The following is a 13764-nucleotide window of genomic DNA, read 5'->3' as shown; positions in this document are numbered from 1 at the left end:
TATACAGCAGGACACTCTTCTATTCACCAAATGGAAATGGCTCCAATGAGAACCGCCATGACGGTCATGGCGACGACCGCAAGCACAGCCCATTTCATCCCAAATTTCTGATGACGATCCAGTGATACCCCAACAAGTCCAACAAGTAAATGAGTCGATGGAACAAGTGGACTTAACATATGAATCGGCTGACCAATAATAGACGCTCTGGCAATCTCAATTTTATCGACACCGTATGCTGCCGCTGTTTCTGATAGGATCGGCAGTACCCCATAAAAGTATGCATCATTCGGCATAAAGAAAGTAAATATCCCGCTTGTTAACGCGACAATGACTGGAATAAATCCGCCAAGCTGCTCTGGAATAGCAGATACAATCGAAATCGCCATTTCATCGACCATTTTCGTCCCAGTTAAAATACCTGTAAAAACACCTGCCGCAAAAATCATAGAAGCAATCGCTAACACGTTTGTTGAATGAGCCGCAATCCGCTCACGCTGCTGATCTAAATTTGGATAGTTCACGATAATCGCCACACAGAAAGCAAGAACAAATAGAACGGTTAGGCTGACTTTTCCTGACACAAGCAATAGCACCAATAACAAAGTAAGCGCCAGGTTAAACCACCAAAGTTTCGGGCGTTTGATGTCATCTTGCAGTGCCGCTGCCATTTCATTTGCATGGATCGGCTGGTCAAGTTCAATCACACCAAGGCGTTTTCTTTCGGCTTTTCCAAGAAAATAAGAGACAATCATCATACTCAAAACCCCTGCGCCAATGACTGGAATCATCGGGCCAAATAAAAGTGATGGATCAACGCCAAGTGCACTTGCCGCTCTAGGTGTTGCGCCGCCCCATGGAATCGTATTCATAATCCCCATGCCAACACCCGCAATACCTGCTAAAATAATCGGCCGGATGCCAAGCAGCGTAAATAACGGAAGCATCGCTGTTGTTGTAATCATATACGTCGTTGTCCCGTCACCATCAAGTGCGACAAGCATGGTCAGGACAGCTGTTCCGACAATAATTTTTAATGGGTCGCCTTTGACGATTTTTAAGATTTTCGCCACCATCGGATCAAATAAACCCGCATCAATCATAATGCCGAAGTACAAAATGGCAAACATAATCATGACAGCTGTCGGAGCGACTTGCTGCACACCTTTGACAATCATGTCTGAAATTTCAGTAAAATGAAAACCTGCAATAAGAGCAAATGCAATTGGTGTTAATACCAATGCCGTTAGAACAGACATACGTTTCGTCATAATCAAAACCATAAATACAATCATCATAAGAAATCCTAAGATTGCTAACACTTTATTCACCCCTTATGTTGTATACGCTTTCATTAATTATTGGTATCCCATTTCCAACCCTTTCTGTCATCATATCTGACGTTGAAATTGAAGTAAATATTATGAATTTTAATTCTTTTTCGGTCGATAAATGCTTTTTGTTCATTTTGTGCAACCGTTGTTCTTTTTGATGCCATATAAAAAAGCGGCCTCACTCGACCGCTTTTTCTCCTTGTATGAATTGCTCATAACGCCTTAATTGATCTTCCATAAAGACCTTTGCCTCTTTACTGTTCATATAACGACTTGTCCAGCCTTTTTGTTTTAACTGCTTTTTCCAGGACTCGGTTTGCGTCATTTTTTGAAGAAGCTGATCCCATTCACGAATCTCGTGCTGATTCATTTGCTTAGGTCCCATGACACCGCGCCAATGAGAAAAGATGAGCGGGATTCCTTGCTCTTTCCATGTAGGCACATCTTCAAAGCCCTCTAATCGCTTATTGGTTGTGGTCGCTATGAGTTTTAGCCTCTTCTTTTCATAATCATGACGCACCTCTGTAATAGTAGTCGTTGCTGCATCCACCTCATGGTCAATGAGCGCCTGAAATAAATCATCTGCACTGTCAAATTTCAAAAATTGAATGCGGTAAGGGTCAATCCCTGCCATTTCTGCTGCCCGGGCGAACGAGATTTGATCGTCATTCCCAAAGTCAGGGGCAAAACCAATCTTTAAAGAATCTGGTTTTTTCTTTAGTGTGTTTAACAGTTCCTTTCCATTTGAGAAAGGAGAATTTACAGGGACTGCGACGACCTGCCACTCTTCAGCAAGAATGGCGAGTGGTGTTACATCATTCATTGTTACGTTACTGCTGCCAAGCAAATTACGGCTCAATAATAAGCTTGAATTTAAACTAATATAATTGGCATCTTGCTCCATCATATACGTCCATCCTTTATCCACCGTTCCGTCTCTTTGATAAAGGATATTCACAGGCCGTTTCACCAGCTTCTCTTGTTCAAGCACTGATTTCATCACCTGAGCCGTTTGGTCAAATCCACCGTCAGGCACACCTGACACCACAATATATAATGGACTGCGCTGCTGGAAAGAATGTTCTGCTGTTTTTTCATTAAAGGTGAGCGACATACAAAGGCAGATCATGATGACAAGAAGTATTCCTTTTTTCATCTTTTATGACTCCGCTTGCTTTTTGGCAGAATAATATCTTCGTTCTGGTCTGCCAATGATCCCGTACGCAAGCTCTGCCCGACATTCTCCCGTTGTAACGAGATATTCTACGTAACGTCTCGCTGTTGTACGTGATACGCCCATTTTTTCTCCGAGTTCTTCCGCTGTAATCCCGCTATTCTCTGATGCCATCAGTGTTTTCACTTTGTCCAAGGTCAGTGAATTAATGCCTGTTGGCAGGTCTCGGTCACCCTTTTGTTTTGGTTCTTCCTGCATATGGCCAAAAAACAGATCAATCATTGTTTGATTGACTTCATCCTTTGAATTGATCAAGTCCTTCTTTTCTTTATATTCGGTTAAGACTTGCGTGAATTTTTGGGCTGTCACCGGTTTAATTAAATAATGAACCACTCCATAATGAAGGGCATCTCTTAGAAGCATTGTTTCCGTTGCAGCAGTAATAATGATGACATCTACTTCAGGATAACGTTCTCTTAAAAGCGGCAAAAGGTTTGTGCCGAGCTCATCAGGCATATACACGTCAAGCAAAATGAGATCGACCTGTTCTTTTTGGAGTGCCTCCCACATATCATTTGCACTCTTTGCCTTTCCAGCGACTTGAAAGCCTTGTATCTTTTGTATATAGGTTTCATGAATGGCAGCGATTCGAAAATCATCCTCCGCAATGAGTACCTTTATCACAATCTATTCCCCCTTTGTGCCTTTCGGTATGTATACAGTGAAGATGGCACCGCCTTCTTTTTGGTTCGTTACTTCAATCCAGCCCCCAAGTTCATCTAATACTTCTTTCACATTAGCTAGTCCGTAGCCTCGCCCTTCTCCCTTTGATGAATGACCTCTTGTGAAAAGATGTGACAGTTCTTTTTCATTCACCCCATCACCTGAATCAGAAACCTCTATGATAATATCAAATCCAATATCTGTGATGAACAGGCCTACCTCTCGCTTTTCCTTATTCAATACGGCCTCAAAGGCATTGTCTACGAGATTGCCAATAATGGTGATAAAGTGAGATAAACTCAAATGAGCTGGAAGCGGCTCCAATGAACTATTTTCATCAATATGGAAATGGACCTTCTTCTCAGATGCCTTGCCTAACTTTCCGAGTAAAATGGCTTGTATCTTCGGAGAGCGAATTTGCTTCATGAGTAAATCGTGCTGACGATTTTGAAGCGTATATTCTTCCTTAATTAAGTCGATGGCTTCATCCACTTGTTTCAGCTCAAGCAAGCCTAAAATGGCGTACAGCTTATTTGAGAACTCGTGTGTTTGTGCTCTAAGGTCTTCTGAATATTGGCTTACCTCTGTCAATGTATCCAGCAGCTTTGTCAGCTCTGTTTTCTCTCGAAAGCTCACAATTCCCCCGAATACTCTATGGTCCTGCACCACTTTTTTCACATTTAACACAAAGGTTTTATCATTGACGACGGTTTCGATGTTAGGTTCAATCGTCTCTGCCTTTAAATAGGAAAGAAGATTGGTATTTGGCAAGACTTGGTCAATATGATGCGGCAGCGCTGAAGAAGCACGCAGCATGTGTTCAGCTGACGTATTCATCATCGTAATCGCACCTTTACGGTCAAACGCAATGATTCCTTCTTTGATGGCATGCAGCATCGCTTCTCTTTCTCGATATAATGAAGCAATTTCATGCGGTTCAAGCCCTAATGTATCTTTGCGAATACTCTTTGTTAAAAAAATGGCACCGAATATGCCAGGCAGCAAAACAAGAAGGGCGATATAACTCAATTTGAATAGTTGATGGGCTGTCGCTTGATCGATTTCTCTTTTTAAAAATTCAACGGTGACTGTCCCAATAATTTCTTCATGCTGTCCTGTTTCTTTCATAATCGGGGCACTGCCCCTGACAACGATTTCACCAGCAGAATCACCAGTCGATATGGAGGTTCCTCCAAATAGCAGGGTACTCCTTCCTTCAGATACACTGATGGTTTTTCCAACATGCTCATGATTCGTATGAAAAAGGACCTTTCCTTTTTGATTGGTGATTAAGATGGCATGTGCTCTTACTTGCTCCTTCATTTGCTCGAGCACTGCCTGTTCTTCATTCTGAGATGCTGATGCGGCTACCGATGCTTTAATTGGCGGCATATATGATATCGTTCTAGCGGTTTGCACTGCCAGCTGTTCAGCTTGTCTCTGCCTTTCTGCTGTCTGCAAAAAACCAAAACAAATGGTCAATAAAGCAATGACAACAAGCAAAAGCCCGATAATTAATCCCAATATTTTCGTTTGTAAAGTGACTTTCCTTTTGCCCATCCTCACCGCCACAACCCCTAATTCAAATAGATTCATCGAATAAACTCTAAGAAAATCATATCATTTTTTCTTACGAAGTTGAGAGAAAATTCATTCAAACAAAAAAGGACGACTCAAATCAAGTCATCCCTGTTTGTTGATTACGTGATGGATAAACCAGCACTCGCATAGCCTGCTACGGTGTTAATTAAAGATAAGCCTGTTGCAGTCGCAGAGAATACAACCAGTAATCTTGTTTCCGGTGTAACTGGCACATTCAGGCCGGTAGCGATGCCGTTTGAAATAGCACCTATCGATAAAATCCCTGTTAAGTCTGGAGCCAATGTGACGCTCGCTACTTGAGTGAAGCTGTTATCTGGTGTCGGTGAAGCAAATAAGCTAGCTGTCACTGTGATGTTTGTGCCGACTAAAGAAAGTGCTGCTGTCGTACTAAAATAGCCGGCAAATGAAGTAATGGTACCAGCTCTCGGTACAGAAAATGCCATGTTTAATAAAGTTCCTGCGGCTCCTGTTAAATCAATGATCCCACCTACAATGCTGACACCTGTCGCTGAGTTACCAAATCCAACCAAGCTAGATGTCCCGACTAGACCGCCTCCGATTGTCGTCAAAACAGCAGGAGTTCCTGATGCAAATGGGATAATCGCACTCGATCCTGTGACACCTGTTGAACCAGTGGCTCCGGTGGCTCCTGTTTTCCCTGTTTTCCCTGCTTTTCCTGTTTTTCCGGTAGCGCCGGTTACTCCTCTTTCACCCGTTACTCCTGTCGCACCCGTTACCCCTGCCGCTCCCGTTACTCCTGCCGCACCAGTTATCCCTGTCGCTCCGGTATCTCCTGCCGCACCAGTTACCCCTGTCGCTCCGGTATCTCCTGCCGCTCCCGTTACTCCTGTCGCTCCCGTTACTCCTGTCGCTCCGGTATCTCCTGCCGCTCCCGTTACTCCTGTCGCTCCGGTATCTCCTGCCGCTCCCGTTACTCCTGTCGCTCCGGTATCTCCTGCCGCTCCCGTTACTCCTGTCGCTCCCGTTACTCCTGTCGCTCCGGTATCTCCTGTCGCACCAGTTACCCCTGTCGCTCCGGTATCTCCTGCCGCTCCCGTTATCCCTGTCGCTCCCGTTACTCCTGCCGCTCCCGTTACTCCTGCCGCACCCGTTATCCCTGTCGCTCCGGTATCTCCTGCCGCACCAGTTACCCCTGTCGCTCCGGTATCCCCTGTTGCTCCCGTTACTCCTGTCGCTCCCGTTACTCCCGTGTTGCCAGCGCCTGCTAATAACGTATAATCTGGAGATGTATCTGGGGTACCCATTGGCGATGCTGTATTCACCATATACGTACTACCCTTGTATGTCACAATTTGACCTAATGTATGTGTCGAAACCGTCTCTAGATCAAAATCCACTATTCCAATTAACCCTATTCCGGTTGCACCAGTTGAACCTTTGTCTCCCTTTACTCCCGCTGAACCTGCAGCAGCTAATAACGTGTAATCGGCCGATGTACTTGGTGTTCCTGATGGCAGAGCTTTATTCACTTTATATGTACTGCCATTGTATGTCACAACTTGATCTAGTGGATAGGTCGCTGCTACCGCTGGATCAAAATTCACAATTCGGGTTAACCCTACATCTACTGGGCCTGCTGAGCCTTTTCCATCCCCCCTTCCTGGCAAACCTTGTATTCCACAAACACATGGATCCTGTCCGCAACAAAGATTTTCCACTGACTTTTCAGGTTTTCCACTCTTACAACTATCACATACCCATCCATTATCCTTATACGCATCATACCAGCTTCCATTTTGGTAGTGGTCGGCCGAATGAGCTGGATATGTTTTTCTGCACTGTCTACATCTTCTCATAGAATCCCCCCTATCCATCGTATTCATCCATATGGGGAAAGGTGTATGTACACTTTTCATTTTATTTAGAAATATTGAAAAGACCTTGCACTCCATGCACAAGGTCTTTTCTTCATTGAAATCTCATCGTCATTTTTAAATCCTTTCCTACCATACTATAGTCAATATCCGCTGGACGGATCGCCTCTTTTAGTTTTTTTATTCCTTTTCCTTCAAACATAGTAGGTGCATCTTTCCCGCCAATCAATAAAGGTGCCATATAAATAACAGCTTCATTCACAAGTGACGCTTCTAAAAATGACGCACTCACACTGCCTCCTGCCTCAACAAGTACTGACATCACAGAGCGCTTCTTTAACATGTGTAACACATCTTGAAGATCTGTCCATCGTTCCCCGTTTGTGACAAATACTTCATACCCTTTTTGCACAAGCTGATCATACTTTTTTTGATCGTACATTCGTGAGGTACAAATAATGGTTTCTGCCATATGATCTGTTAAACATTTTGCATGAAGCGGGATCCTTAATGTTGAATCTAAAATGACACGAATGGGCTGAGTGATGAATGAATCCTTCACAATTAAACCTGCATCATCTTGAATAATCGTTTCAACTCCTGTAATCACCGCATCTGCTTCTTGACGTAAAAGCTGCACTTCCGTTCTCGCTTCTGTTCCGGTGATCCATTTGCTTTCTTGATAAGCCGTTGCAATTTTCCCATCTATTGAAATAGCTGATTTTAATATGACATACGGAAGGTCTGATTGAATCAAATGAAAAAAAGGCAAATTTAAGCGGTCTGCTTCCTGTTTACATATTCCTTCTTCTACTTCTAACCCTGCTTCTTTCAACATGGTCATCCCTTTACCTGCTACAAGCGGATTCGGATCTTGAGTGCCAATGACCACACGTTTCACACCGCTCTTGATGATGGCTTGTGTGCAAGGACCCGTTTTTCCTTGATGCGTACAAGGTTCGAGTGTCACATACATGTCAGCCCCCTTCGCCTTTTCTCCTGCCATTTGCAGCGCATGAATTTCAGCATGCGGCTCACCTGCCTTCAAGTGAGCACCAATCCCAACGATCTCCCCGCGTAGAACAATCACTGCACCGACAAGCGGATTGGGTGAGGTTTGTCCTTTCATTGCCTTTGCGTTGGCAATGGCCAGCTTCATATAAAAAACATCGTCTTTCATCTGTGGCTCCTTTCTTCTCTTTCAAGGGAAAGAACTCCTTCAGGAAAATGAAGGAGTTCTATTCTCATGTGCTAAATTTTTTCCATCCGTTTCTTTTCAGATCGATCATAGTAAGGCAAGGAATAAAACAGTTTATACGATGCTCGTTGTTTACAGAAACAGCATTTGCGTAATTCATATTTATTAATGAGGAGCACATGCGGACAATTGAGTACAGTCAGACCCTTTTTCATATGTTCCTTGCAAACACTTATCATGAGAATCCCCCGCTTACATTCTTTTTCTTAATGAGAGATTACTTCTTTCGGAAATTGTTCAAATAAGCGCAGTACTTCCGTATGCGTACCATCTTCTCTAATGTGATAAATACCGCCGTCATATGAGCTTGCATATACATCATTACCTAATTGTCTGATTGCACTAATCCCATTCTTGGCAATTCTGATTGGACCAGTATTCACATGTAACTCTGGATTCCACACAACGATGTATCCCCAATAATCTCCGCTCACAATATAGCCAGAATCTGTAACAGTGACTGATTTAATGGAATATTGATGCTCATTGTGCTGGTCTAAAATTCTACCTGTATGCAAATCAAACAATCTGACATTCTTGTCACGGCTGACAATGGCAATGCGGTCTCTTTTGCTATCAATAAATACATCATTTAATAGCTCTGTCGCACCGATATATTCCGCTTTTAAGGACAAACTCTTTTTATCTAGAAGACAGATGGTCCCTTCAACCGCAGCGGTGATGATATGATCTCCTTCTACCTTTAATGCTTTGACCGCACAATCATGTGCTTTGGAACGGCCGATTTCCTTTAAGTGTTCCGTCGAAATGACATGCACATAACCGCCGTAAGTTCCAATATAGAATTGCCGGTCCTCCTCGTGGAAATACACACTGTTGACTGGGCCTGTGTTGAGATCAAAAGAGACCATTTGCTGTAATGATTCGTGTACAATGTGCACTTGACTTGCATGATCTCCCCAAGCATAATAGCTTCCATCCCGTGCGACAGCCACCCCATTTGTTAAAACGCCTGTCGATTTTGCGATTTCGATCCCGTTTTTTCTGAATTTTCCGTCATCTGATGCGGTGATGATGTCACCCGTATCAGTCAACGCAATATCATTAATAGACGGTGTCGCCAGTTCAATCTCATCAGATATGACTTTTCCCTCTTCAATCGACCATTCACAATACGTTTTCCCAAAGCTGGCTCCTAGGATGGCCTTCTCATCCTCTGTCCAGACAAGCGAGCGCTCCCATTGATATTTATGAGGCAGCAGCGTATCGATTAAATCTCCCGTTTCATAATTCCACAGCTTAATTAAATGGTCATAGCCTGCTGTCAGCAAGTAATCTCCGCTCGGAGAAAAATTCACACGCTTTACACCCTGTAAATGGGCTTTGATGATTTTTTTCTCCTGTAAAGTGTTCGCATCATATATGATGACGGTGCCATCATCTCTGCCAAGTGCAAACACTTCTTTTTGATTGCTGCCGCTGATTGTGTCCAGCTCATAATCAAATGGGCCAATTTCCCCCACAATTTCTCCTGTATCATACAGCCAAACAAGGACATAGCCATCATCACCTGTTGTATAAGCTTTATCCCCATGTATCCATACAGCTAATACATCTTTGCTATGTCCATGGAATTCTCGTAAGATGGCTCCTGTTTCGATATCCCATACTAAGCATCTTCTATCTCTAGATACCGATACTAGCAAGGTATCCTGTTTGGCAAAGGCGACGGCTTCCACATCATCCGCATGACCAAACAGCGTACGAATTCGTGTCTGTGTGCCTGTATCATACAATTGAATGGTATAGTCTGACGATGCACTCGCTAGATACTTTCCACTTTCAGAAAGAGATAAAGAGTTAATGATATGCTCGTGACTCCCGATAAACGTTCCTTCTCCTGTTGCCCGGTCCCACTTATAAATACAGCGGTCATAGCCGCCAGTGTAGACAATTTGGTCATGCTCAGTAGATAAAACAGATGTAATTGGTCCTCTATGCATGGTTTTACACTCCTATCTTTATATGTTTTTTTGACGAGTAACTAGACGAAAACCAGTAAATCGAAAAACGGGGTCTGGGTGCTTCCCGTGTCTTCTTGCGACTCTGCATAAATCTCCGCCTCTTGCGAAGGAGCCGCCTTTTAGAATGTAGTAATCGCTGCCGATTGTTTCCGTTAAATCATCTACGACCTCGATCCCGCCTTCATATACGTGATATTTGGTGTTGACCCATTCCTCGACATTGCCTCCCATATCATAAAGTCCAAATAGGGATCTGCCCTTTTCGTAATGACGGACAGGCGTCGTTTTTTCGATATTGGATTCGTGCGTATTGCAGCAAGAAGGATCGAACTCATCTCCCCACGGGTATTGATTTCTCGTGTTACCCCGGGCAGCATACTCCCATTCTTCTTCAGTAGGGATTGAAACGTCATATCCGAGCTTCCCGCTCAGCCACTGACAGAACGAGAAGGCTTCCTCGATATCCATGCCCCAAGCTGGATGGTCTTTTCCTCCGCCAAGCTCTGGGTTCGTTAAGCTTTCCGGATAAGTCTGGCCTGTTTCATCACAATAGCTTTGATACAATTCATTTGGTACGACCGTATCTGAGATAAAAAATTCATTGATATACGGCTGATAGGATGGAAATTCTTTGTACAGCCATTTTTGAAATTTTTTCTCACGTCCATAGGCTGGATTGAGAAGCTTGTCCTTCCAAAATTCTGATGCCTTTTTCATATCTTCTTCATTACTTCCAATCGTTGCATAGCCGCTTGGGATTTGAATCCAATTGATATCAGGTTTCACGCTTTTCTCCCGCCTTCTTTAAATAAACTCATCTACTGATTAATTAATTTCTTCTCATCGACCATATGCCCTGAGGCTGCTTTTGCCTTTAAATACGCTTCGTTATAGAGAGAGGCTTCTACCGTATGATCAAATCGTAAAACTGGAAGCCCGTAAGCAGCAATGGAGTCGACTTTATCTGGATTGTTTGTTAACAGGTGCAATGGTTTCCCTTTGTTTAAGTAGTGCAATACAGCCGCAGCTTCCTCGTAATGCCGATCATCATCTCCGCAGCCGATCAGGCGATTGGCCTCAAACGTATCCAGTTTCATTTCCTGTAATTTATACGTGAATGCTTTCGCCATCAGCCCAATGGAACGCCCTTCTTGGTTGGCCATATACACAAGCATGCCTTTTCCGTGTTCTGTGATTTTCTTCAGCGATAACGCAAGCTGTGGACCGCAATCACATTTCAGTGACCCAAACACATCCCCTGTTTGGCAGACACTATGAATTCGCACAAGCGGAGGTACCTCATTTTCAAAGTCGCCAAATAGGAGACAAGAGGAAAATGTTTGCTGCGTGGTACTCATTTGTACAATGGATTCGATCGTTGGCTTTGTATCTGGTTCAACAGGTGAAAAGGCATACCATTTAAACTGCACCTCCTCATGTTGAATAGAGATTGGCAGATTCACTGGCCCCACGAGCAAATAGTTTTTTTCTTGAAATGAAAAATGATGAATCATTGATTGTAATTCAGCTACAAACTTGTTCATTTGTCTCCCCCCTATTCATCACTGCACCCAATTCGATTTTGACAGCGCAGTGATGGAGTGATGAATATGCACACTCCCTCAGCCTGGGCACGCGTTTCCAGCTGCAATCATGGCTTGTGAGGAAATGCCTGTACAAATGCCGGGTGCATACATTCGCTCCATGGATGCGCGATGCCTCTCATCGTTTAAGTCCCTTTATTTTCGTAAAAGAAATGCCTGAAGAACGACGACTCTTCGACCTGGCCTTTGTCCAGTACAAAGGAGCAGAAATCGAGCTTCATACGCTGTATTCTCTGTAAGAGCAGCGACACCATCCGGTAATTGCACGCCCTTTCTTAAAAGAACACCTCCGTAAGCTTCGAGCTGCTTTCTACCTTTTACTAGAAGATCTGGTTCTTTATATGCTATTGGTCACATAAGTGCGTATCAGCTGGGCTCGCCACTCACCATTGATGAATAGATGATACTTCTTTTCAGCTATAATGATTGCAGCACTTAAGCCACTTGGACTTGAACCTGCACCAAGAACCATCACTTCATACATCGTGTTTATCCTCCTTTGTACTAGATTTTGACGGCAATGACATGATGCTGGCTGATTCCGGCCTTTGCTTTTAATGGTGCAATCGATACAAGCTCAAGACCTGATGTACAAATTCTTTCTCCAAGCTGAGAATCTGAAAACGAAAAATGAAATCGGCCATCTTCTCCGATTAATCCTGTTTTCCACTCTTCTCCCCATACAACAAGTGAAAAGACGCCACCTTCATGAAGTAAAGAAGAGACCTGCTTTAAGTAACGTTCGTGATCATCAGGATGTTGATGGTGAAAACAGCCATGATCTAAAATTAAATCAAACTGCACCTCGCGCCCCTGATCACTCGACCATGACATAAAATCCTGATGAACGAAATGGACAGAAATCGTGTCTTTTTTCTTTAACCCTTCCCACTCCTCATGCTCATACAGATCAATGCCGACATATGCTGAAAGTCCGCTTAAATGTTCAAGTGCCCGGCCGTTCCCGCACCCGATATCCAGCACAGAAGCAAGTGCATCCTTTTCCCTTGAACGCCATGCCTTTAATGACATCACAGCTGCGTCCGTTAATGACGGATCAGTGGACCACATATCTGTTCTTTGCTCATAGTGTTCTTGAAATGCCATGCGCATTTTTTCTAAATACAACCCACTGTCTTCATGGTACAAAGCCTTTTTCATCACGGGACCTCCTTCAATTCACAATCACCTTTTCTGACAATGATGGTCTTCAAGCAAAAAGCCTTATGATAGAATGAAAGATGGATTTTCTAGAAAAATCTGTTTTCTAAAAAAAGAGAAGCATCCCACATGTTCATTCTTCTTTTTCAGCACTCATCCTCACATGCAGCCATTCGCAAGATACGGCGCCTCAGCTTGTTGTCTCTTTTTTTCATATGAGTTCACCTCCTTCACTGCTTGATCAAGGTTTAATTGAAAGCGCTTTCTCTTTTGTATTCCTCTAATCGGCTTATACAAGAACTGACATCTTTTTGATACATCTTGCAAATTGATCGTAGTAGAAAGTTCAAACTATTGTTTAAAACGACTATCATTCTTCCGTTTCTTCTTCAAATAAAAAATCATTTTCTCTAGTCTAGTAGAACATGTATATCCCTCAGAATCACTTGTCCTTTGGTTGCATGCACCACCTTTCACTAGAATATGCTTCGAGTAAACCTACCAGATTTTTTAACAACTAATTCCATAACGACTGGATTAAGCTCAATATATTGTTTTTAGATTATTTTGTCAATAGATTATTTCCTAAATATTAGAATGAATTTTCTAATTGAAAATACAGGTATTTTTCGTGGTTTCTTGACCTTAAAACACTAATTTCTACACAAAAATACAATTTAAATCTATAGAACTAAGAAATTTATCTACTAAATTACACAAGATTTTTATTTCATTTTGAGACAAAAATGAAATATATCATAATTATTTCCCGAGTGGTTATTTGTGATATTTCGACTATTTTTTCTGTTTTTTGATGATTTTCTTTGGTATTTCTACATTTTCAATTAGATGATTTACTGTTTATTCCAATCCATTCAACTTTCTTATTACAGTAAAAAAGATGGATGTCTGATCTAAACATGAAGACATGAAAAAAAGCCCCTTACAAAAGTAAGAGGCTTAGCGTGTAGACAACTCTCGCATTCTTTGTCAGGTCTGCGCTCTGGTGCTCACGAATGTCAAATTCGCTTCGTTCCAGTGCTCGTCCTTCCTTGACTTCAAAAGAAGACAAAGGGCTAAAATAAAAA

At 42.7% G+C, this 13764-nt stretch carries 11 protein-coding genes; all 11 read right to left on the bottom strand.

Annotated elements, in window-relative coordinates:
- Positions 1 to 23: 23 nt before the first annotated feature.
- The gene (locus NPA43_RS03675; RefSeq protein ID WP_099727691.1) at positions 24 to 1322 is read right to left on the bottom strand and encodes an Mg(2+)/citrate complex secondary transporter CitM; all 1299 of its coding nucleotides are present in this window, start codon (positions 1320 to 1322) and stop codon (positions 24 to 26) included.
- Between the two features lie 190 nt (positions 1323 to 1512).
- Positions 1513 to 2490: a tripartite tricarboxylate transporter substrate-binding protein gene (locus NPA43_RS03670; RefSeq protein WP_099727692.1), complete on the bottom strand. Its 978-nt coding sequence runs from the start codon at positions 2488 to 2490 to the stop codon at positions 1513 to 1515.
- 3 nt (positions 2491 to 2493) lie between these two features.
- Positions 2494 to 3192, bottom strand: a complete 699-nt coding sequence (locus tag NPA43_RS03665; protein ID WP_230031717.1) for a response regulator — start codon at positions 3190 to 3192, stop codon at positions 2494 to 2496.
- Positions 3193 to 3195: 3 nt separating this feature from the next.
- Positions 3196 to 4791 (bottom strand): sensor histidine kinase, encoded by a 1596-nt coding sequence (locus tag NPA43_RS03660; RefSeq protein WP_256499650.1) that lies wholly within the window; start codon positions 4789 to 4791, stop codon positions 3196 to 3198.
- Positions 4792 to 4931: 140 nt separating this feature from the next.
- Positions 4932 to 6461, bottom strand: a complete 1530-nt coding sequence (locus NPA43_RS03655) for an exosporium glycoprotein BclB-related protein (protein ID WP_256499383.1) — start codon at positions 6459 to 6461, stop codon at positions 4932 to 4934.
- A gap of 301 nt (positions 6462 to 6762) precedes the next feature.
- Positions 6763 to 7848: a bifunctional diaminohydroxyphosphoribosylaminopyrimidine deaminase/5-amino-6-(5-phosphoribosylamino)uracil reductase RibD gene (gene ribD / locus NPA43_RS03650; RefSeq protein ID WP_256499382.1), complete on the bottom strand. Its 1086-nt coding sequence runs from the start codon at positions 7846 to 7848 to the stop codon at positions 6763 to 6765.
- Between the two features lie 284 nt (positions 7849 to 8132).
- Positions 8133 to 9890, bottom strand: coding sequence for a WD40 repeat domain-containing protein (locus tag NPA43_RS03645; protein ID WP_099727696.1), 1758 nt, complete (start codon positions 9888 to 9890; stop codon positions 8133 to 8135).
- A gap of 18 nt (positions 9891 to 9908) precedes the next feature.
- Complete coding sequence (locus NPA43_RS03640; protein ID WP_249705277.1) at positions 9909 to 10697, bottom strand: formylglycine-generating enzyme family protein; 789 nt, start codon at positions 10695 to 10697, stop codon at positions 9909 to 9911.
- A 32-nt stretch (positions 10698 to 10729) separates the two neighbouring features.
- Positions 10730 to 11455, bottom strand: coding sequence for a GTP cyclohydrolase II (locus NPA43_RS03635; protein ID WP_099727697.1), 726 nt, complete (start codon positions 11453 to 11455; stop codon positions 10730 to 10732).
- A gap of 397 nt (positions 11456 to 11852) precedes the next feature.
- On the bottom strand, positions 11853 to 11999 hold the full coding sequence (locus NPA43_RS03630) for a hypothetical protein (protein WP_180275520.1): 147 nt from the start codon (positions 11997 to 11999) through the stop codon (positions 11853 to 11855).
- A gap of 20 nt (positions 12000 to 12019) precedes the next feature.
- Complete coding sequence (locus NPA43_RS03625) at positions 12020 to 12676, bottom strand: class I SAM-dependent methyltransferase (RefSeq protein ID WP_099727698.1); 657 nt, start codon at positions 12674 to 12676, stop codon at positions 12020 to 12022.
- Positions 12677 to 13764: the final 1088 nt, after the last annotated feature.

The organism is Bacillus pumilus (assembly GCF_024498355.1).
Lineage (GTDB): Bacteria > Bacillota > Bacilli > Bacillales > Bacillaceae > Bacillus > Bacillus pumilus_P.
The sequence above is the reverse complement of the archived record's forward strand: the minus strand, read 5'-3'. Positions and strand labels throughout refer to the sequence as shown.

Bases quoted from the DNA above. Each gene is read 5' to 3' on its own strand.
- NPA43_RS03635 (WP_099727697.1), bottom strand. From the start codon at position 11,455: ATGAACAAGTTTGTAGCTGAATTACAATCAATGATTCATCATTTTTCA.
- NPA43_RS03625 (WP_099727698.1), bottom strand. From the start codon at position 12,676: ATGAAAAAGGCTTTGTACCATGAAGACAGTGGGTTGTATTTAGAAAAA.
- NPA43_RS03645 (WP_099727696.1), bottom strand. From the start codon at position 9,890: ATGCATAGAGGACCAATTACATCTGTTTTATCTACTGAGCATGACCAA.
- NPA43_RS03660 (WP_256499650.1), bottom strand. From the start codon at position 4,791: ATGGGCAAAAGGAAAGTCACTTTACAAACGAAAATATTGGGATTAATT.
- ribD (WP_256499382.1), bottom strand. From the start codon at position 7,848: ATGAAAGACGATGTTTTTTATATGAAGCTGGCCATTGCCAACGCAAAG.
- NPA43_RS03630 (WP_180275520.1), bottom strand. From the start codon at position 11,999: ATGTATGAAGTGATGGTTCTTGGTGCAGGTTCAAGTCCAAGTGGCTTA.
- NPA43_RS03670 (WP_099727692.1), bottom strand. From the start codon at position 2,490: ATGAAAAAAGGAATACTTCTTGTCATCATGATCTGCCTTTGTATGTCG.